We start from the raw sequence: 20,397 nt of genomic DNA, 5'->3' as shown, positions 1-20,397 counted from the left end.
TTAATACGGTCAGTTGTTTTAGTGTTTTCATGTCATGAAAAATTTAAGAATGGTTGTTGAAACATAGGTTCAATACCCGGCATCCTCCTTTCTTTGGGTATTGTTTTTGCTAAATATACAAATAATATTCGGATAAAGTACTCTTTTCTATGAAATATTTTTAGTTCCACCAGCACGATACGGTAGAATCGTCTGTTCGATGCTGGAAGATTCTCCGTTCGATTTCGGTCAATCGTCTGCTCGATGTCGGCTGATTGACTGCTCGATTCGGGTAATCCGGCAAAAAAGAACGCAGGAAAGAAGTCGGAACTTCTTTCCTGCGTACCTGAAGGATATCCGTCGTCAGTTAGCGATAGGATTTCTTGTAAATGTTCAGGATCTCTTCATCTGTCAGCGGGCGTGGATCGAACAGGAAAAGGCCGCCCATGGTGTCGCGTGCATTCTGTACCATTTTCGGCAGGTCTTCTTCTTTCAGTCCCCAGTCGCTGAGCCGGATGTCGCGTACGTTGCAGGCTGTCTGCATGCGTACCAGTGCGTCAATGAAGTCGCTCGGGCGGTTGCTCTTCTGCTGTGTCATTACCTCAGCCATCTTCATGTAACGTTTCATGCTGTCGTTGCGGAAAGTTTCAAAATAGGCTTCACTCAGCGCTATCAGTCCGGCACCGTGGGGCAGTTCGGGATAGAATGCACTCATGGCATGTTCCATGGAATGTTCAGAAGTACAGCTGGAAGTGGATTCCACGAGGCCGGCCAGTGTGCTTCCCCAGGCCACTTTGGCGCGTGCTTTCAGGTTTTTCCCGTCACTGACAGCAATTGGCAGATATTTGGCCAGCAGGCGGATGGCCTCCAGGGCATACAGGTCGCTGATCGGAGTCGAGCAGTTGGCGATGAATCCTTCGGCTGCATGGAAGAAAGCATCGAAGCCCTGATAGGCGGTCAGGTGTGGCGGGATGGAAACCATCAGTTCCGGATCAATGATGGAAAGGGCTGGGAAAGTGCCCGGGCATCCGAAGCCAATTTTTTCCTGACGTTCTTCATTGGTAATTACCGTCCACGGGTCGGCTTCCGTTCCGGTTCCGGCTGTTGTCGGTATGGCTACGACGGGAAGTACTTTCTTGACCGGGCGTCCCTTGCCGGTTCCTCCCTGGATATAGTCCCAGTAGTCACCGTCGTTGCACGCCATTACGGCGATGGCTTTGGCTGAGTCGATGGAACTTCCGCCACCCAGACCGACAATGAAATCGCATCCTCTCTCACGGCAGATGGCAGCAGCCTCCATGACGTGGCTCTTGATGGGGTTGGGAAGTATCTTGTCGTACACGATGGAAGCCGTGTCGTTTTCTGTAAGCAGGTTGATGACTTTGTCCAGATAACCGTATTTCTTCATGGAAGTACCGGAAGAAATGACAATCATCGCTTTCTTACCCGGCAGCTTTTCTGTTGCCAGCTTTTTAATTTCTCCACATCCGAAAACCAGTTTGGTGGGGATGTGCATGTTGAAAATCGGATTTGAGTTCATATTCTCTACGTTTAAGGTTCGTATTTTCAAATATAGCGATTTCTGAACAAGATATACTCCCTTGAATGTTAAAATACGTTTTCTCCAGGCCTTTCCTTCCCGTAGAGTCAGTTATTTCTCTTCTTGTAGCTGAAGATGGCTCCTGCATAGAGCAGGGCGGCAAAACCATTTTTTCCGACGCATGACGGGAAAAACTCCGTATGGATACCGGAAAGAACAGTGAACTTATTCATTTGTTAATTGTTTTCTATATAAAACTGATCGATATGAAATTGAAGAAGATGTTTGTAGTGCCCCTGATGGCGGCTGGTTTGTTGTCCCCCTCAGTGGCTGATGCCTGTACAGGCATTACGCTGAAAAGTAAAGACGGAGCTACGGTTGTGGCACGTACGATTGAATGGGGCGGAAGTGATCTGAACAGTCAGTATGTGATTGTTCCGCGCAACTACAAGGAACAGTCCTATACTCCGGAAGGACAGAACGGCATGGTGTTTACCTCTCGTTACGGTTATGTGGGCCTGGCTGTCCAGCAGAAAGAATTTGTAGCCGAAGGCCTGAATGAAGCCGGGCTTTCAGCCGGTTTGTTCTATTTTCCCCGTTATGGAAAGTATGAAACCTATAATCCTTCGCTGAAGGCTCAGAGTATATCTGATTTGCAGCTGGTGTCATGGATTCTGGGAAGCTGTAAGAATGTCGATGAGGTGAAGGAAGCAGTCCGGCAGGTTCACGTGGTAAACGTTGATCCCCGGGCATCGACCGTACACTGGCGTTTTACGGATCTTTCCGGACGGCAGATCGTGCTGGAGATTATGGATGGAACGCCACGGTTCTATGAGAATCCTCTCGGTGTGCTGACCAATTCTCCGGATCTGGAATGGCATCTGACCAACTTGAATAATTATGTCAATCTCTTTCCGGGTACGGCTCCCGAAAACCAGCTGGGAGAAACAAACCTGACTTCGTTTGGAGCCGGAAGCGGTTTCCTGGGAATACCGGGAGATGTAACTCCGCCTTCACGGTTTGTGAGAGCAGCTTTCTATCAGGCTACGGCTCCCGTGCTGGCTACTTCTCAGGAAACAGTCCTGCAGGGTTTCCAGATTCTGAATAACTTTGACATTCCCATCGGTATTGAATTCGCAAAGGGACAGACTCCTGTTGACATTCCCAGTGCTACGCAATGGACTTCCGCAACGGATATGACCAGCCGCACGATTTATTACCGGACGATGTACAACAGTCAGATTCGCAGCATAGATTTGCGGAAAATCGATTTCTCAAAAATTGCATATCGGGCTGTTCCGCTGGATACGGTGAAACAACAGCCGGTGAAAGCTGTGATCGAATGAGTTCGTTTCCTGTAAAAACAAGAACCGCAGAAATTACGGATGCAGAAGTTGTCTGCTCATAATTTCTGCGGCTCTTCTTGTGAAAAAGAACTTCTCATTCCGGAGTATCGGTCGGGGGCACTTCGTATTCATGTTTCCTTTGAGGATTCATCGGAAACCATCCTTTCAGAACCCGTTCGCGCTGTTCGAACAGCTCTTTGATGGTCCAGAAAGAGGAGAAAGAGAATACGCCCAATAAGGAAGCTATCAGAAGATTGTCGACAAGGACAGAACCGGCCAGGGCAAGAATTCCCAGCAGCAGGAAGATCCACCAGCACCGGGTTCCCCAGTAATACTCGGCCTTAACGACAACCGGATGAAAGAATCCGATAATCAGGAATGTGCATATTCCGATGACAATTCCTCCGACGTGGTAAGTCAGTAACCACTCCATCATTTCTTTTCGTTGCGGATGGGGACTTCTTTCTTGATGCTCTGTTCCAGGGAAATCAGTGTTTCAGTAGCCACAACTCCCGGGATTTCCTGAATTCTGGAGTTCAGCAGTTCCATCAGATGCTCGTTGTCTGTAGAGTACAGTTTGGTCAGCATGGTGTAAGGACCGGTAGTGAAATGGCATTCTACGATTTCGGGAATCTTTTCAAGTTCGGCAACAACGCTTTTGTACATGGATCCTTTTTCCAGTTTGATACCCACGTATGTGCAGGTGCTGTAACCTAAACTCTTGGGATTGACATGATATCCGGATCCGATGATCACACCAAGATCAATCAGTCTCTGTACACGCTGATGGATGGCTGCACGTGAGACACCGCATTCTGCGGCAACATCCTTGAAAGGAATACGGGCATTCTGGGAGATTATTTCCAGAATTTGTTTGTCTAAGTTATCAATTTTTTCCATAACTATGGTTCTTATTATATCATATTGTAAGCAAATGTAGAAAAACTTTTTTATTTATCTATGCTTTTGTCCCTAAAAACAATGCAGGATATATTAAAAAGAATGTGAAACTTGTGGATAAGCTTTCTTTTTCTTGACTTTATTCCTTCATTTCTGTTATCTTTGTGAAGTTTTATAAATTGTGGAGTTATGCATCCATTAGAATTATTTAAGTATTGTCCGAAATGTGGTTCTTCTCATTTTGAGATTCATAATGAGAAATCAAAGCATTGTGCCGACTGTGGTTTTACTTACTATTTTAATTCCAGTGCGGCAACAGTAGCTTTCATTCTGAACCGGAATCATGAACTGTTGGTTTGCCGTCGGGGAAAGGAACCTGCTAAAGGTACACTTGATTTGTCCGGCGGTTTCATTGATATGTATGAGACGGGCGAAGAAGGGGTAAAGCGGGAAGTAAAGGAAGAAACCGGACTGGAGGTCATTCAGACAACCTATCTGTTTTCCTTGCCTAACACTTATTTGTATTCAGGTTTTCTGGTTCATACCCTTGATCTGTTTTTCCTCTGTCAGGTGGCCGATGATACCCGTCTGAAGGCCATGGATGATGTTGCTGATTCGTTCTGGCTGCCGCTGGATCAGATTGATCCGGAGAAGTTCGGTCTTGATTCTGTCCGGGAAGGAGTGAAACGCTTCTTGTCGATGCCTCAGTTTCGGAAAGACTGATCGTTGAGAAAACTTATTTCTGTAGTAAATCGTTTATATCTCTAAATATGAAAAATAAAAGATACATGCTGATAGCCGGTTGGCTATGCGCGCTTCCACTTGCTGCTTCCGGGCAGCAGACGGAACCGTTGACCGATTCGCGCCGTTTGTTTGATGACGGCAAACAGCTCTTTTTGCGCCAGGATTATGCTGCGGCGCGGCAGACACTGGATCGATATGTCCGGCAGAATGGAGAAACTGATCTGCTGGATGAGGCAGCCTATATGCTGGCCTGCACTTCCTATGAACTGAAAATGCCGGATTGTATTGAAGCTTTGAGTGCTTATCTGGAGGCATATCCCGAATCACGTTATGCCAATCGGATGCAATCCTTAATAGCTTCGGCCTGGTTCTTTAAAGGAAAATACCTGGAGTCTATCGCTACTTTTAAAGGTTGTGATATTGACATGTTGAGTGAAGAAGAACGGGATGAATGTACCATGCGCCTGGGTACAGCTTATATGAAGATCGGCAATCTGGAAGAGGCTGGAATCTGGTTCTCTGTCCTGAAGGCTGCAAGTTCCCGTTATCATGACGATGCGGTATATAATCTTGCCTATATTGATTATGTGAACCGTCGCTATGACCATGCGTTGAACGGCTTCCGTGAAGTGGAAACAAACGAAGCCTATCGGGTTCTCGCACCTTATTATATAGCTGATATTTATCTGATCAAGGGAGATAACCGTCAGGCAAAGAACCTGGCTGATACCTGGCTTGCTTCGTATGAAGGTCAGGAACATGCTTCGGAAATGCATCGGATCTCCGGTGAGGCAGCTTATGGGTTGAATGATTATACCGGGGCTGTCAAGCAGTTGGAGCAGTATCGTCAGTCTACGGAGAACAGAGACCGGAAAGCCATGTATAAGCTGGGTATGAGCTATTATAATATGGGTGTCTATTCTCAGGCTGCTGCTTGTCTGGGCGAGGCTACGGGACCCAAGGATGCTCTGACTCAGAATGCTTACCTTCACATGGGTCTGGCTTATCTGCAACTGAAGGAACGTAATCAGGCCCGTATGGCTTTTGAGCAGGCTTCTACGATGGATTTTGATCGGAGTATACGGGAACAGGCACTTTATAATTACGCTCTGTGCATCCATGAAACTTCTTATTCTCCGTTTGCCGAATCAGTGACTGTTTTCGAACGTTTCCTGAATGAATATCCCAATTCTCCTTATACCGATAAGGTGAATGACTATCTGATTGAGGTATATATGAATACCAAAAGTTACCTGGCGGCTTTGAAGTCCATCGCAAAGATCAGTCATCCGGGAAACCGTATTCTGGAAGCTAAGCAGAAACTGCTTTTCCGCCTGGGTACACAGGCCTTTGCGCAAGCAGCTTTTGAAAATGCGATTGAGTATTTCAGCCAGTCTTTGCAACTGGGACAGTATAATCAGCAGACGAAGGCTGACGCTTATTACTGGCGGGGAGAATCGAAGTATCGTATGGAGAAATATGAAGCTGCGGCAACTGACCTGCGCCAGTATCTGGAGTTTGCTACCAATAAGAATTCTCAGGAATATGGCCTGGCCTTGTATAATCTCGGTTACTGTGCCTTTAAGCAGAAGCAGTATAACAAGGCTTTGAACTGGTTTGAACGTTGTGTGCCACTGGTTGCTTCCCGGGAACGTACCGTTGCAGCGGATGCCAGCAACCGTATAGGTGACTGTTACTTCTACGCCCGCCGTTTCGATGAGGCCCGCAGTCTGTATGCACAGGCTGTAGCTTATGATCCTTCATTCGGTGATTATTCGTTGTTCCAGGAAGCCTTTGTGAAAGGCTTGCAGCGGGATTATGCCGGAAAGATCGGAACATTGAACCAGCTGCTTACAGCTTATCCTTCTTCACAGTATCTGGATGATGCCCTTTATGAGCAGGGACGTGCTTTCGTGCTGATGGAAGATCATTCGAATGCCATTAACCGCTATTCTTTGCTGGTTCAGCGTTATCCGGAGAGTCCGCTTTCCCGTAAGGCAGCCAATGAAATAGGTCTGCTTTATTATCAGACTGACCAGTATGACAAGGCGATTGCTGCTTATAAGAAGGTGATAACAGCTTATCCCGGAAGTGAAGAGGCCCGTCTGGCTCAGCGCGACCTGAAGTCAATCTATATTGATTTGAACAAGGTTGATGATTATATGGCTTTTGCTTCCCAGATTCCTGGTGGAGCGAACTTTGATGTGAATGAACGTGATTCGCTGACTTATGTTGCTGCCGAACGTGTTTATATGCGTGGAGAGATTGCTGAGGCAAAAAACAGTTTTGTCCGTTATCTGCAATCATTCCCTCAGGGAGCATTTAGTGTGAATGCTTCTTATTATCTGGGAGTCATTGCCTATAACCAGCAGGATTACGCTTCGGCCTCTTCCTGGCTGGATAAGGTTCTTGAATATCCCGACAGCAAATTCTCAACGGAAGCGATGGGTATGAGCGCAGACATCGCTTACAAGGGAAAAGATTATCCGAAAGCTCTGGGACTCTACAAGCGTATGGCGGACCGTGCTTTGTCACAGGAAGAACGCCTGCAGGCAGAAACGGGAGCATTGCGCAGTGCATGGATGGCCAATGACCAGACTGAGATCGTGACAACTGCTTCAGCCCTGCTGGCCCAAAGCAAGTTGGCTCCGGAGCTTGAAAATGAAGCCCGTTATTATCGTGCCAAAGCATTGCTGGCTACAGGAAAGGCGACAGAAGCACTGGCTGATCTGACTGTTCTGGCAAAAGATACGCGTAATGTTTATGGTGCAGAAGCAAAATATCTTGTAGCACAGATTTATTTTGATGCAGGTGAAACAGAAAAAGCAGAAAAAGAAGTGCTGGCATATATTGAGGTAAGTACACCACATGCTTATTGGCTTGCACGCAGCTTTGTCTTATTGTCGGATGTATATGTGAAACTGGACCGTAAGCTGGATGCTAAACAGTATTTGCTGTCTTTGCAACAGAACTATCATGCTGATGATGACATTGAGCAGATGATTGAAACCCGATTGGCCAAACTTAATAGTGTGAATTAAACGTATGAAACAGATAAAAATAGCTTTAGTATGTGCCGGATTGCTTCCCGGAGCGGTTATCTCAGCCCAGGAGCAGAAGAAAGATTCAACCTTGAACCGTACGGTTGTGGTGGAGAATCAGTATAATCCGGAGGTAATGGATGCGTTTAAGGTGAATGTACTTCCCAAAGTGGAGGAACCGGCTGTAGCGAAAAAGAATATTGATTATGCCACTTCCCTTCGTCCGCTTACATCCTGGACAGTTCGTCCGATGGATTCCTTTACCCGTGATCTGGAGTGGAAAAAAGCTCCTCGGGGATATATTCGCGGAGCTTATGGAAGCCGGAACAATGCAGATCTGAAGGCGTCCTATTTATGGGATATGACGGATCGTGACCGTTTGGACGTGATGGCTTCACTGTATGGATTCAGCGGTGATGTTCACGTAGATGGTATTTCATCAGACTGGAAGGCCCGTTTCTACCGGACAGATCTTTCAGCTGTCTATACGCATGCTTTCCGTAAAGTAGATTTCCGTCTGGGAGGTAGTTTCGCCTCTCAGGTCTTCAACCATTATTCTATGCCTTTGGAAGTAAGTTCTGCAACTCAGGAAGGAGCGGATTTTGCCGGACATCAGCATTATACCCTGGGTGAAGGATTCCTTGGTTTCCGCTCGAATACGGAGGACTTACCGGTACAGTTTGATGTACAGACGGGTTATCGCCGGTTTAACCGGAAGTATGCCGTGCCTAACCTGACAGACGGAGCGGAGAATGAAATCCATACGGCTGCTCATGTCTGGGGGCATCTGAATGAAGAACAGCAGGTCGGTGTCGGAATCACCATGGATAATCTGTCTTATGACAGTCAGAATATGAAGAACTATACTTCCCTGGAGGCAAATCCGTATTATGCCTATGACGGAGATAACTGGAAGCTTCGTCTGGGTGTTCATGTTGACTGGCAGAGTGCAAACGGAAGTGGGGTAGATGTCGCTCCGGACGTAAAGGTTGATTATGTGTTTTCGGACAGCTATGTGATTTATGTACAGGCTCTGGGCGGACGTGAACTGAATGATTTCCGTCGTTTGAATGAACTCTCACCATATTGGGGACAGAAAGAGCAGTTACGTTCTACTTATACACTGGCCGATATGCAGTTAGGTTTTAAGGCTTCTCCCGTAACCGGACTGGGACTCAAGGTGTTTGGAGGTTATCGCATTACGGATGATGAAGTCTTGACCTGCTATCCTCTTCCGGATTTTGCATGTGCTTTGCCCTGGATGATGCAGGATAAGGCCAAAGTGGGATATGGAGGTGCCAGACTGGAATACGGATATAAAGACTGGGCTGATTTTTCATTGGAAGGAATTTATTACAGTTGGGATACAGAATCCGGCAGCGAATATCCTCTGCTGATGTATAAACCTGAGCTGGCACTGAATTTCCATGTCCGTGCCCGTGTCTTTGCAGGCTTGCATGTCGGACTTGACTATCAGTATGAAGGACGTAAAGAAGCCATGAAAGGTTATAAGGCTGATCCGGTAAATAATCTTTGCTTAAATGCTGAATATGGATGGAAGAAAGGCGTGAATGTCTTTGTCCGCTTCAATAACCTGTTGAATAAGAACTATATTACTCAAACCGGATATCCGGAACAGGGCTTCTATGCCATGGGAGGAATCAGTTGGAGCTTTTAAGTAGCAAGTTTTGACTCCGGAAAGCACCTTTTCTGATTTTTTGGAAATATAAAAGAGACTTCCGGGGGTAAAAAAGCAGGTTACACATAAAAAAAACAGAAAAAAAGCAGAAACCAACCTTATTATATAGGTCGGGTTCTGCTTTTTTTTTTACATTTGCCAGCAAAACATTAATGGAATACACGAAATTATGCAGAACAATCTAGTGATAGTTGAGTCTCCGGCTAAGGCTAAAACGATAGAGAAGTTTCTGGGAAGCGGTTATAAAGTGCTTTCCAGCTATGGCCATATCCGGGATTTGAAACAGAAGGCTTTTAGTATAGATATTGAAAATAATTTTAAGCCCATTTATGAGATTCCGGAAGATAAAAAGAGTGTTGTAAGCACATTAAAGGCAGAAGCGAAAAAGGCCGATATGGTTTGGCTGGCATCCGATGAGGACCGGGAAGGAGAAGCTATATCCTGGCATTTGTTTGAAGTGTTGGATCTGGATCCTGCGAAGACGAAGCGTATTGTATTCCATGAAATTACCAAATCGGCTATTTTAAAGGCAATTGAGAATCCGCGCGACATTAACATTGATCTGGTCAACGCTCAGCAGGCTCGCCGGGTATTGGACCGTATTGTCGGTTTTGAACTTTCGCCTGTATTATGGCGTAAGATCAAACCTTCTCTTTCTGCAGGACGTGTACAGTCGGTTGCTGTCCGTCTGATCGTGGAACGTGAGCGCGAAATCCATGCTTTTGTCAGTGAAACTTTCTATCGTGTATCCGCAGTTTTTAGTGACGGAAAGGGATCTGAAGTAAAGGCTGAACTGGGACGCCGTTTCGCAACGAAGGAAGAGGCCCGGGCTTTCTTGGAAAGTTGTGCACAGGCTGAGTTCACTATTGAGGACATTACAACCCGTCCGCTGCGTAAATCTCCTGCGGCTCCGTTTACGACTTCTACTTTGCAACAGGAAGCAGCCCGGAAGCTGGGATATACGGTTGCCCAAACCATGATGATTGCCCAGCGTTTGTATGAAGAAGGTTTGATCACCTATATGCGTACCGACTCTGTAAACTTGTCGGAACTGGCATTGTCTTCCAGCCGGGAGGTCATTACTTCCATGATGGGAGACAAATATGTAAAGACACGGCAGTTCGCAACCAAAACCAAAGGTGCGCAGGAAGCTCACGAAGCAATCCGTCCTACCTATATGACCAATGAAACGATTGAAGGTACTTCACAGGAACAGCGTCTGTATGAACTGATCTGGAAACGTACACTGGCTTCTCAGATGGCAGATGCAGAACTGGAAAAGACGACGGCTACCATTTCAGTCAGTGGTACAGATGATAAGTTCACGGCTGTAGGTGAAGTTGTCACGTTCGACGGTTTCTTGCGGGTTTATAAAGAATCCTATGACGATGAATCGGAACAGGAAGATGAAAGCCGCCTGTTGCCTGCACTGGAAAAGGGACAGCAGCTGGAACGGAAGGAGATAATGGCAGTACAGCGCTTCACTCAGGCTCCTCCCAGATACACTGAAGCCAGCCTGGTCCGTAAACTGGAAGAACTGGGAATCGGACGTCCTTCTACTTATGCTCCTACTATTTCCACGATTCAGCAGCGCGGTTATGTGGAAAAAGGTAACCGTGAAGGAACGAAACGTGAGTACGATGTGTTGAAGCTGAAAGGAAATCAGGTAACGGTAACTGTCCGTTCTGAAATGACGGGAAGTGAAAAATCCAAGTTGCTTCCAACAGATGTAGGCTCAGTTGTCAACGATTTCCTGATGGAATATTTCCCTCAGATCATGGACTACAATTTCACAGCAAGTGTAGAAAAAGAGTTTGATGAGGTTGCTGAAGGAAAAGAAGCCTGGACGGGAATGATGAAAGAATTCTATCAGGGCTTCCATCCGTTAGTTGAAACCTCTTTGGCTGTGAAGAGCGAACATAAAGTCGGTGAACGAATGTTGGGTACAGACCCGGCTACGGGAAAACCCGTATCCGTTAAGATTGGACGCTTTGGACCGGTTGTACAGATCGGATCGGCCGAAGATGAGGAGAAACCCCGTTTTGCCCAGCTTAAGAAAGAATATTCTCTGGAAACCGTGACACTTGAACAGGCTTTGGATTTGTTCAAACTGCCCCGTACATTGGGAGAACTGGATAATAAGACCGTGACGGTCGGGACCGGACGCTTCGGACCTTATGTCCGTTATGACAATACGTTCGTTTCCATACCGAAGACAATGGATCCGATGACAATTACATTGGAAGAAGCTGAAGAAATGTTGCGTGCCAAACGGGAAGTTGAAGCCCAGAAGGTAATCAAGACATTTGCTGAAGAACCAGATTTGCAGATATTGAACGGACGTTATGGCCCCTATATCGCTTATCAGAAGAAGAATTATAAAATACCGTCTACCGTAGAACCGGCAGACTTGAATCTGGAAACTTGTTTCAAGGTGATTGAGCTGCAAAAGGCTAAAGGAGAAAACCGTAAAGCACGTTCTGTTGTAAAGAAAAAGAAATGAGACGCATCTTTTTAATCGGATATATGGGCTCTGGAAAGACGACGTTAGGTAAAGCCTTTGCCAAAGCTGCCGGTCTGGAGTTTATTGATCTGGACTGGTATATTGAAGAGCGTTTGCATAAGACCATATCCAAAATTTTTGCGGAACAAGGAGAAAGCGGTTTTAGGGAAGTAGAGCGGAAGTTACTTCATGAGGCTGGAGATTTTGAGGATGTACTGATCGCTTGTGGAGGAGGTACTCCATGTTTCTTTGATAATATGGATTACATGAATCAGGCAGGTGACACCGTTTTTCTGGATGTCTCTCCGGAAGTGTTGTTCCGCCGTCTGAAGATTGCCAAGACCAAACGTCCTTTGCTGGCCGGAAAGTCGGATCAGGAACTGATGGCGTTCATCATCGGTGGACTGGAAAAACGGCTTCCCTTTTATAGCCGGGCACGGTATTGTCTGTCCGGGGAACGCCTGGAAAGCCGAAGTCAGATCGATGAATCCGTAAGGCTGTTAAGCGCTCTGTTGTCTGGAGACAAACAGATTGAAAATGAAATACATTAATGAATAAATAAACATAAACAACCAACTATCAACTATTGACTAATGAGAAAATGGCGTATTGAAGATTCAGAAGAACTCTACAACATTACGGGGTGGGGTGTTTCGTACTTTAGTATCAATGAAAAGGGGCATGTAACAGTAACTCCCCGTAAAGACGGAGTGGCTGTTGACCTGAAAGAATTAGTTGACGAACTTCAGCTTAGGGATGTAACGGCTCCGATGTTGGTGCGTTTCCCTGATATCTTGGATAACCGCATTGAAAAGATTTCCAATTGTTTTCAACAGGCGGCAGATGAGTATGGCTATAAGGCTCAGAACTTCATCATTTATCCGATTAAAGTAAATCAGATGCGTCCGGTCGTAGAGGAAATTATCAGTCATGGAAAGAAATTTAATCTGGGACTGGAGGCCGGATCCAAACCGGAACTGCATGCCGTGATAGCCATTAACACGGATTCTGATTCGTTGATTGTGTGCAACGGGTATAAAGATGAAAGTTATATCGAACTGGCATTATTGGCCCAGAAAATGGGTAAACGCATATTTCTGGTTGTCGAAAAGCTGAATGAACTGCGTCTGATTTCTCGCATAGCCAAACAGTTGAATGTACGTCCCAATATTGGAATACGCATTAAGTTGGCTTCTTCCGGAAGCGGAAAATGGGAAGAAAGTGGAGGCGATGCCAGCAAGTTTGGATTAACTTCCAGTGAATTGCTTGAGGCACTTGACTTTATCGAAAAGAAGGACATGAAGGATTGCCTGAAACTGATCCATTTCCATATCGGTAGTCAGGTAACTAAAATACGCCGTATCAAGACTGCCTTGCGTGAGGCTTCCCAGTTCTATGTTCAGTTGCATCAGTTAGGTTTCCCGGTTGAATTTGTTGATATAGGCGGCGGTTTAGGAGTGGACTATGATGGAACCCGTTCTTCCTATAGCGAGAGCAGTGTGAACTATTCCATTCAGGAATACGTAAACGACTCCATTTCAATTCTTGTCGATGCCAGCAACAAGAATGGTATTCCTCATCCCAATATCATTACGGAGAGCGGACGTTCGTTGACCGCCCATCATTCCGTACTGATTTTTGAAGTGCTTGAAACAGCTTCATTGCCTTCAATGGACGAAGAATTTGAGGTAGGGCCTAACGATCATGAACTGGTTCAGGAGCTTTACCAGATCTGGGATAATCTGAACCAGAGCCGGATGCTGGAGGCCTGGCATGATGCCCAGCAGATCCGTGAAGAGAGTCTGGATCTGTTCAGCCATGGAATCGTAGACCTGAAAACGAGAGCCCAGATCGAACGTATGTACTGGTCTGTAACACGTGAAATCTGTCAGATTGCTTCAGGCCTGAAGCATGCTCCTGATGAATTCCGTAACCTGGACAAACTGCTGGCAGATAAATATTTCTGCAACTTCTCTCTGTTCCAGTCCCTGCCGGATTCCTGGGCTATCGATCAGATATTCCCGATTATGCCGATCCAGCGTCTGGATGAACGTCCTGACCGTACGGCTACCTTGCAGGATATCACTTGTGACTCAGACGGAAAGATTGCCAATTTTGTTTCTACCCGTAATGTGTCTCATGATTTGCCTGTACATACGATCAAGTCAAAGGAATCCTATTATATCGGAGTATTCCTGGTAGGAGCCTATCAGGAAATCCTGGGAGATATGCATAACCTCTTCGGTGATACCAATGCCGTGCATGTGAGTGTGAACGATAAGGGATACACGATCGATCAGGTGATTGATGGAGAAACGGTTGCTGAGGTATTGGATTATGTGCAGTATAATCCCAAGAAACTGGTACGCACATTGGAAACCTGGGTAACCAAGTCAGTTAAAGAAGGACGGATCTCAGTGGAAGAGGGCAAGGAATTCCTGTCCAACTACCGTTCGGGATTGTACGGATATACTTACCTGGAATAAGCAAAGAGGTCTGGGGATAAGAAATTGTTTCCGGAGCTAAAGATTTAGTTCCGGAAACAATGTGTTTTAATAGATAGGACAATTAAAAAGCAAAAATAAACGAAGATGGAAAAACTGACAATCATAAAAGTCGGGGGAAAGATTGTGGAAGAATCGGATACACTGAACCAGTTGCTGGCCGATTTTTCAAAGATTCCCGGTTATAAGCTGTTGGTACATGGCGGCGGACGTTCTGCTACACGCATAGCCGAGTCATTGGGCATTGAAAGTCGCATGGTGAACGGAAGACGTATTACGGATGCTGAAACATTGAAAGTCGTAACCATGGTTTATGGAGGTCTGGTGAATAAAAATATTGTAGCAGGACTTCAGGCTAAAGGAGTGAATGCCATTGGACTCACGGGTGCAGACATGAATGTAATCCGTTCTGTGAAACGCCCCGTGAAAGAGGTTGACTATGGTTTTGTCGGTGACGTGAAACAGGTGGACGCCGAAGTTCTGGTGTCATTGATCTGCCGTGGAGCTGTTCCGGTGATGGCTCCTCTGACTCACGATGGAGAAGGACATATCCTGAATACCAATGCTGATACGATTGCCGGAGAAACAGCCAAGGCACTGGCCGATGCATTCGATGTGACACTGGTTTATTGCTTTGAGAAAAAAGGAGTCTTGAAGGATGAAAACGATGACAACAGCGTGATTCCGGTCATTACTCCCGATTTGTTCCGTCAGTATGTAGCCGAAGGGGTGATTCAGGGCGGTATGATTCCGAAGCTGGAGAATGCTTTCTCTGCAGTGGAAGCAGGTGTACGCCAGGTAATTATCACGCAGGCATCAGCTATTGATGGCCTTTCCGGTACTGTAATTCGGATTGAAAAATAATTTTTTTTCGAAAAAAATCAAGTAATCGTGTAACTTTTTGAACCCTTATCCGTCATTAATATAGAAAGCAATGCGAAAGATCAGTTTTCGAGACGATATTCTGCCTTTGAAAGATAAGCTTTACAGGTTGGCGCTGCGAATAACGTTCAACCGGACAGAAGCAGAGGATATTGTACAGGATACACTGATCAAGATTTGGAATAAACGGGACGAGTGGTCACAATTAGATTCTATTGAAGCTTATTGTACGACAATTGCCCGTAATCTGGCCATAGACCGGAGCGAGAAACTGGAAACACAGAATATTCCGCTCATGGAGGAGGCAACTGAACTTCCTGATGCATTGACTCCTGACAGACAGATTGAGCAGGATGAACAACTTAAGCTGATTCACCGTTTGGTGAACGAACTTCCGGAGAAGCAGCGTACAGTTATGCAACTGAGGGATGTAGAAGGTAAAAGTTATAAGGAAATTGCTGAGATCATGCATCTGACCGAGGAACAGGTAAAAGTAAACCTCTTCCGGGCCCGAAGGCAGATCCGGTCAAAATATGATGAAATAGACACTTATGGATTATAAGTACATTGAACAATTGTTGGAGCGTTACTGGAATTGTGAAACCTCGGTAGAGGAAGAGCAGATTCTTCGGACTTTCTTCCGTCAGAAAGAAGTTCCTGCACATCTGCTTCGCTATAAGCCTTTGTTCGCCTATCAGGAAGTTGCCCGGCACATCAGCCTGGACAAAGATTTTGACGAGCGGGTATTGGCAAAGGTTGAACATCCGGTAGTAAAAGCAAGACATATAGCCTTGCATACGCGATTTATGCCATTGTTCAAGGCTGCCGCAATGATGACTTTGCTGTTTACGGTAGGCGGTGTGGTACAGCACACGATGGGTGATGGCAAGGCAGGGGTTGTGTATGTGTATGATCAGTACTCCCCGGGCAGACATGATGCAGAAGTGGCTTATGAAACCGATACGGTGAAAGTGATGTTGAAGTCACAGGAAAAGCCGCAGGTTGAAAAAGAGTAAAAAGAACATTTTCATTTGCTTTTATATAAATAATAGTTAGTGCTTATTAGTACAAGAACAACGAGGCTGTGAAGTTTCAATTCTCTCAAATTTATTGACTAACTAAAGATAAGAAAAGAGGATTACTGCGTGAGCAGTAATCCTTTTGCTTATGTTCCCGGATTAAGTTTTTAATTTCAGCAGGAGTATGGCAACTCGAAGAATCATCAAGGACAAAGATTTTGGACAGATTGTGATCGGTACCCGCAGGACGGCGCGTAACATAACCATGCGTGTCAGACCTGACGGTCTCCATGTAACGGTTCCACCATATAGCAAAACGGAGAAAGTGATGGCAACACTGGAAACCTTCCGTGAACGTTTGCTGGAGCAGTACCGTAAGGTGGAGATCCGGCCGATTGATTTTTCTTATGCCATCCGTACAGCATGTTTCCGGCTTTGGCTGGAGCCCAGTCCCCTGAAATGCTTTACACTGAAACAGACCGGAGAAGGGATCTGTATCTGCTGTCCTGCAGATGTTGATTTCTCATGTGAGCAGGTGCAGAAACTGGTACGTGCTGCCATTCTTCGTGCATTGAAGAAATCAGCCGGAAGTTATTTGCCTCCGTTGCTGGAAGCTCTGGCTGAACGTTACGGTTTTTCCTACCGGAAAGTAAAGATTACAGGAGCCCGTTCACGTTGGGGAAGTTGTTCTGCTGCCGGAACCATCAGCCTGTCATGTTATCTGATGCTGCTTCCTCCTCATTTGATGGATTACGTATTGTTGCATGAATTGTCACATACGAAAGAGATGAATCATGGTCCTCGTTTCTGGGAATTGCTGGACAGTCTGACTGAAGGAAAGGCGTTGTCACTTCGGGCTGAACTGCGGAACTATCGCCCTGCATTCTGATGATTTCTTCAGATTCCACCTTTGTCTGAACGTGTGGTCCCGGAAAATACATTCATTTACTCTTCCGGACAGATTGTTTTTCTCAGGAAAAATCCGAACTTTGCACAGACAGAAAATACGAATTCAATGATTAAGCAAGATTATTTGATACGGATGATCCAGGAGATTGTGGCCTTGCTGGTGAATGCCTTGTTGCGTCGCAAGCGCATCCGTCAGGAGGACTGGAGTGAATATGATGCGATGGCCTCCCAGCTGTTGGGCTTGCCCCTTAGTCAGTTGCAGACTGTAGATGTGGATGAACTGGCGGACCGCTATGCAGGCGAAGAGTCAGGAATTGAGAAAATGGAACTGGCTTCTCTGTATCTGTTGCGCCTTTCAGAAGAGACAGAAGGTAGTATCGTGTTCAAAAGCAAGTTGCGGCAGGACGGCCTCCGGCTGTTGAAGCGGGTACATGCGTCCAGCAATACTTACTCTTTGCAACGGGAAATGCTGATCCGCATGCTGGATCATGGAGAATAAAAAATCCGGCTTGTTGAGCCGGAAGAATGAACGGACGGAGCAGGAAGATCATTTGGACTTGCCGTCTCCTTCGGTTTCCAGAATAAAGATTTTCCCGTTTTTCTTTTCCACAGAAACCTCGCTTCCTTTCGGATTAAGATTGAACGGGGTTATTTCTTCGGTATGATTATCCACAACCATCAGCATACTTTCTTCAGCAAAACGGTTGATCAGCAGCCGGACTGAAGACTCTTTCATGGTCTGGTTCAGCAACAGGCTGTCGTTGATATAGACAGACAGGCTGTCTCCGGCCAGGCTGTTGTCGAGGGTCAGAATATATTTGTCGGAAAAGGCTTCGGCCTGTCCCTCCTTGCGCTGGGAACGGAATCCTAAATAGAGAAACAGAAATACGATGAAAAATACGCCGAATGCCAAAAGGCCGTTACCAATCATAAATTGCTTGTTGCTGTCGATACTTTTGCTCATAGATAAGGGTATATTGTTTTATTTGTTGCAAAGAAAATGAATTTTTGCTTATTTTGTGCATAAATTCGTGGGGTGAATTTTGTATTAACGTGGATTAACTCATAAGCATCAAATTATATAGATTAAATAACCATGAAAAAAAGAAAGTCTTTACTTAAGAAAACATTACTTTCCTGTCTGATGGCTTGCAGCCTGTCTTCAGCCCTGGCAGAAGGTATAAACATCATTCCCCAGCCTGTTCGTCTGGAGCAGCAGGCTGGCAGTTTCCGGTTGACGTCTTCTGCCGTAATCGGTTATCAGGCTGGTCTGAAGGAACATGCCGAGTATTTACAGCAGGTTTTGAGCCAGTCCACAGGATGGGACTTCCGTCTGGTGGAAGGAAAGAATCAGGGCGATATCCGTCTGGCTTTGTCTCCCGACAAGGCACAAGGCAAGGCCGAAGGCTATCAGCTGGATGTAAAGCCCGGTCGCATTGTATTGTACGGAACCGACAAGGGCGGAGTCTTTTATGGCATACAGACCCTGCTTCAGCTGTTCCCTGCTGAGATTTATAGCAGCCAGCGTCAGAAAGGAGTAGACTGGACTGCTCCTGCTGTGTCTGTCTTTGATGCGCCGGAACGTCCCTGGCGAGGAATGATGCTCGATGTGGCACGCTATTTCTTTGATAAGGAGTTTGTGAAGAAATACATTGACATGATGGCCATGTATAAGCTGAACAAACTGCAGTTTCATTTGATTGATGACTCCGGATGGCGTCTGGAGATCAAGAAATATCCCCGCCTGACGGAGATTGGTGCCTGGGCCGGACCGGATACTCATCGTTTGGGAGGATATTATACACAGGAAGATATTAAGGAACTGATTGCTTATGGCCAGTTGCGTAATGTGGAAATTATTCCTGAAATCGAGTTCCCGGCCCACATGCTTTCAGCAGTGGCTGCTTATCCCTGGCTTTCATGTACCGGTCTGCAGCATGAAGTGCCGGTGCAGCATTTCATCAGCCGCGATTTGCTTTGTGTCGGAAAAGAAAGTTCTTATCAGTTCCTGAGTGATGTATTGGACGAAACAGTCAGCCTGTTCCCTTCTCATTATATCAATATCGGTGGAGATGAAGCCGTGTATGACCGTTGGAAGGAATGTCCGAAATGTCAGGAAGTCATGAAGCGGGAAGGACTGACCAAGGCTTCTGATCTGCAGGGATATCTGACAAATGTCGTAGCCGATATGATGAAGAAGAAAGACCGCACCGTAGTCGGCTGGGAAGAGATTATTCAGCGTGGAAAGGTCAACCACCCGGTAGTGGCTCTGATGTGGCACAATGTTGGAGATACGATTCAGGCCACCAAGACCGGTCACAAGGCAATCCTGACACCGGCCACTCACATGTATCTTGACTTCCCTGAAAGCGGAACTCCCGGTGAAATAAAGGCTGCCGGCTGGATGCCGCCTATTTCTGTGGAGAAATGTTATTCCATGGAGGTTAATGACTATTCACCGGAATCTACGGTTCTGGGTGTACAGGGATGCTTCTGGAGTGACCAGTTTATTCATGGAACTGTATTGCAGGAATTGCCCCTGCTGAATGAAAACCGTTCTGAAAACTATGCCGAATATCTGACCTTCCCTCGTTTGCTGGCTGTTTCTGAAGTGGCATGGAGCAAGATGTCCCGGCGTGACTACAAGGACTTCTCCAACCGTCTGAGCCATCATTATGCCCGTCTGGACTATAAAGGATGCAATTACCGGGTTCCTGAACCTCAGATTGTTTCCATGAAGGAACAGGCAGACGGAAAGCTGGAATTCACACTGGCTCCCAGCGTAGCCGGAGCCGAAATTGTGTACACCACAGACGGACGTTATCCGAACATTCATTCTCCACGTTATACCGGACCGGTAACGGTGGATAACAAGAGTGATTTTCATGCCATGACGCTGGTGACTGACCGTCATTATTCGCTTCCGATTTATTTCGCACCTGACTATTCTGCCTACAAGCAATATGGAACCTTCACGGCTGAATGGAAACCTTTGCAGATACAGACGGTGATGACTCCGTGGCGTTTTGAATGTACCGGAAAGATCTCCGGAAACGGAACCTACGAAGTGACTTTCATCCGTACCAAAGGACAGAATAACCTGAAGCTGGGTACTCTGCAGCTGTTGAAGCGAGAAGAAAAACTGGCAGAAGTCGTACAGAGCGGAACAGCCAGTGAAGCTGCTCCTGCTGTAACCTATCGCTTCAAGGTAGATGCTTTCGAAGCCGGAACTCCTTTCTTTGTAGAAGTACAGGCTTGTGGAGAAGGAGGAAATGAGACTTCCGGTCTGGTATTTATCAAGAAAGTTGAAGATTGAATCAAACTGAAATAA

General features: G+C 46.1%; 18 protein-coding genes. 13 read left to right on the top strand and 5 right to left on the bottom strand.

The window, feature by feature from the left end; genetic code table 11:
• Window positions 1-346 precede the first annotated feature (346 nt).
• Together BACCOPRO_RS08560 and BACCOPRO_RS18505 are read right to left on the bottom strand one after the other, a co-directional pair.
• Window positions 347-1,519 carry an iron-containing alcohol dehydrogenase gene (locus BACCOPRO_RS08560; protein ID WP_008142823.1) on the bottom strand — a complete coding sequence of 391 codons (1,173 nt, stop codon included), beginning with the start codon at window positions 1,517-1,519 and terminating at the stop codon, window positions 347-349.
• 107 nt (window positions 1,520-1,626) lie between these two features.
• Window positions 1,627-1,752 carry a hypothetical protein gene (locus BACCOPRO_RS18505; protein ID WP_008142820.1) on the bottom strand — a complete coding sequence of 42 codons (126 nt, stop codon included), beginning with the start codon at window positions 1,750-1,752 and terminating at the stop codon, window positions 1,627-1,629.
• 48 nt (window positions 1,753-1,800) lie between these two features.
• Between BACCOPRO_RS18505 and BACCOPRO_RS08555 the strand changes: the two genes are divergently transcribed.
• Window positions 1,801-2,865 (top strand): linear amide C-N hydrolase, encoded by a 1,065-nt coding sequence (locus BACCOPRO_RS08555; protein ID WP_370847634.1) that lies wholly within the window; start codon window positions 1,801-1,803, stop codon window positions 2,863-2,865.
• 94 nt (window positions 2,866-2,959) lie between these two features.
• Here BACCOPRO_RS08555 and BACCOPRO_RS08550 read toward each other — a convergent pair whose 3' ends face one another.
• Window positions 2,960-3,298 (bottom strand): DUF4491 family protein, encoded by a 339-nt coding sequence (locus BACCOPRO_RS08550; protein ID WP_022278172.1) that lies wholly within the window; start codon window positions 3,296-3,298, stop codon window positions 2,960-2,962.
• Complete coding sequence (locus tag BACCOPRO_RS08545) at window positions 3,298-3,765, bottom strand: Lrp/AsnC family transcriptional regulator (RefSeq protein ID WP_008142815.1); 468 nt, start codon at window positions 3,763-3,765, stop codon at window positions 3,298-3,300. Before BACCOPRO_RS08545 ends, BACCOPRO_RS08550 begins: the two co-directional genes overlap by 1 nt.
• 189 nt (window positions 3,766-3,954) lie before the next feature.
• Between BACCOPRO_RS08545 and BACCOPRO_RS08540 the strand changes: the two genes are divergently transcribed.
• The 11 genes from BACCOPRO_RS08540 (at window position 3,955) to BACCOPRO_RS08490 (ending at window position 17,565) form a co-directional block, all read left to right on the top strand.
• A complete protein-coding gene (locus tag BACCOPRO_RS08540; protein ID WP_008142812.1) occupies window positions 3,955-4,488 on the top strand; it encodes an NUDIX domain-containing protein in 534 nt (177 codons plus the stop codon).
• A gap of 47 nt (window positions 4,489-4,535) precedes the next feature.
• Window positions 4,536-7,550 (top strand): tetratricopeptide repeat protein, encoded by a 3,015-nt coding sequence (locus BACCOPRO_RS08535; RefSeq protein ID WP_008142811.1) that lies wholly within the window; start codon window positions 4,536-4,538, stop codon window positions 7,548-7,550.
• Between the two features lie 4 nt (window positions 7,551-7,554).
• Window positions 7,555-9,228: a TonB-dependent receptor gene (locus BACCOPRO_RS08530; RefSeq protein ID WP_008142810.1), complete on the top strand. Its 1,674-nt coding sequence runs from the start codon at window positions 7,555-7,557 to the stop codon at window positions 9,226-9,228.
• 190 nt (window positions 9,229-9,418) lie between these two features.
• A complete protein-coding gene (topA, locus tag BACCOPRO_RS08525) occupies window positions 9,419-11,752 on the top strand; it encodes a type I DNA topoisomerase (protein WP_008142805.1) in 2,334 nt (777 codons plus the stop codon).
• A complete protein-coding gene (locus BACCOPRO_RS08520) occupies window positions 11,749-12,303 on the top strand; it encodes a shikimate kinase (RefSeq protein ID WP_008142803.1) in 555 nt (184 codons plus the stop codon). Before topA ends, BACCOPRO_RS08520 begins: the two co-directional genes overlap by 4 nt.
• Before the next feature lie 42 nt (window positions 12,304-12,345).
• Window positions 12,346-14,238 carry a biosynthetic arginine decarboxylase gene (speA, locus tag BACCOPRO_RS08515; protein ID WP_008142801.1) on the top strand — a complete coding sequence of 631 codons (1,893 nt, stop codon included), beginning with the start codon at window positions 12,346-12,348 and terminating at the stop codon, window positions 14,236-14,238.
• Window positions 14,239-14,343: 105 nt separating this feature from the next.
• Complete coding sequence (argB, locus tag BACCOPRO_RS08510) at window positions 14,344-15,120, top strand: acetylglutamate kinase (RefSeq protein WP_008142799.1); 777 nt, start codon at window positions 14,344-14,346, stop codon at window positions 15,118-15,120.
• Window positions 15,121-15,190: 70 nt separating this feature from the next.
• Window positions 15,191-15,700, top strand: coding sequence for a GFO_1088 family ECF-type sigma factor (locus tag BACCOPRO_RS08505; RefSeq protein ID WP_008142798.1), 510 nt, complete (start codon window positions 15,191-15,193; stop codon window positions 15,698-15,700).
• Complete coding sequence (locus BACCOPRO_RS08500; protein WP_008142795.1) at window positions 15,690-16,154, top strand: PG0215 family putative anti-sigma factor; 465 nt, start codon at window positions 15,690-15,692, stop codon at window positions 16,152-16,154. Before BACCOPRO_RS08505 ends, BACCOPRO_RS08500 begins: the two co-directional genes overlap by 11 nt.
• A gap of 187 nt (window positions 16,155-16,341) precedes the next feature.
• Window positions 16,342-17,046: a M48 family metallopeptidase gene (locus BACCOPRO_RS08495; protein WP_008142793.1), complete on the top strand. Its 705-nt coding sequence runs from the start codon at window positions 16,342-16,344 to the stop codon at window positions 17,044-17,046.
• Between the two features lie 126 nt (window positions 17,047-17,172).
• Window positions 17,173-17,565, top strand: a complete 393-nt coding sequence (locus tag BACCOPRO_RS08490; protein ID WP_022278165.1) for a hypothetical protein — start codon at window positions 17,173-17,175, stop codon at window positions 17,563-17,565.
• Window positions 17,566-17,613: 48 nt separating this feature from the next.
• Here BACCOPRO_RS08490 and BACCOPRO_RS08485 read toward each other — a convergent pair whose 3' ends face one another.
• On the bottom strand, window positions 17,614-18,030 hold the full coding sequence (locus tag BACCOPRO_RS08485; protein ID WP_008142788.1) for a hypothetical protein: 417 nt from the start codon (window positions 18,028-18,030) through the stop codon (window positions 17,614-17,616).
• 132 nt (window positions 18,031-18,162) lie between these two features.
• Between BACCOPRO_RS08485 and BACCOPRO_RS08480 the strand changes: the two genes are divergently transcribed.
• Window positions 18,163-20,382 carry a beta-N-acetylhexosaminidase gene (locus BACCOPRO_RS08480; RefSeq protein WP_008142786.1) on the top strand — a complete coding sequence of 740 codons (2,220 nt, stop codon included), beginning with the start codon at window positions 18,163-18,165 and terminating at the stop codon, window positions 20,380-20,382.
• Window positions 20,383-20,397 lie beyond the last annotated feature (15 nt).

The sequence above is a fragment of the Phocaeicola coprophilus DSM 18228 = JCM 13818 genome (assembly GCF_000157915.1).
In the GTDB taxonomy this organism is placed as follows: domain Bacteria; phylum Bacteroidota; class Bacteroidia; order Bacteroidales; family Bacteroidaceae; genus Phocaeicola; species Phocaeicola coprophilus.
Note: the sequence above shows the minus strand (reverse complement) of the source record. Positions and strands in the feature narration are given on the sequence as shown.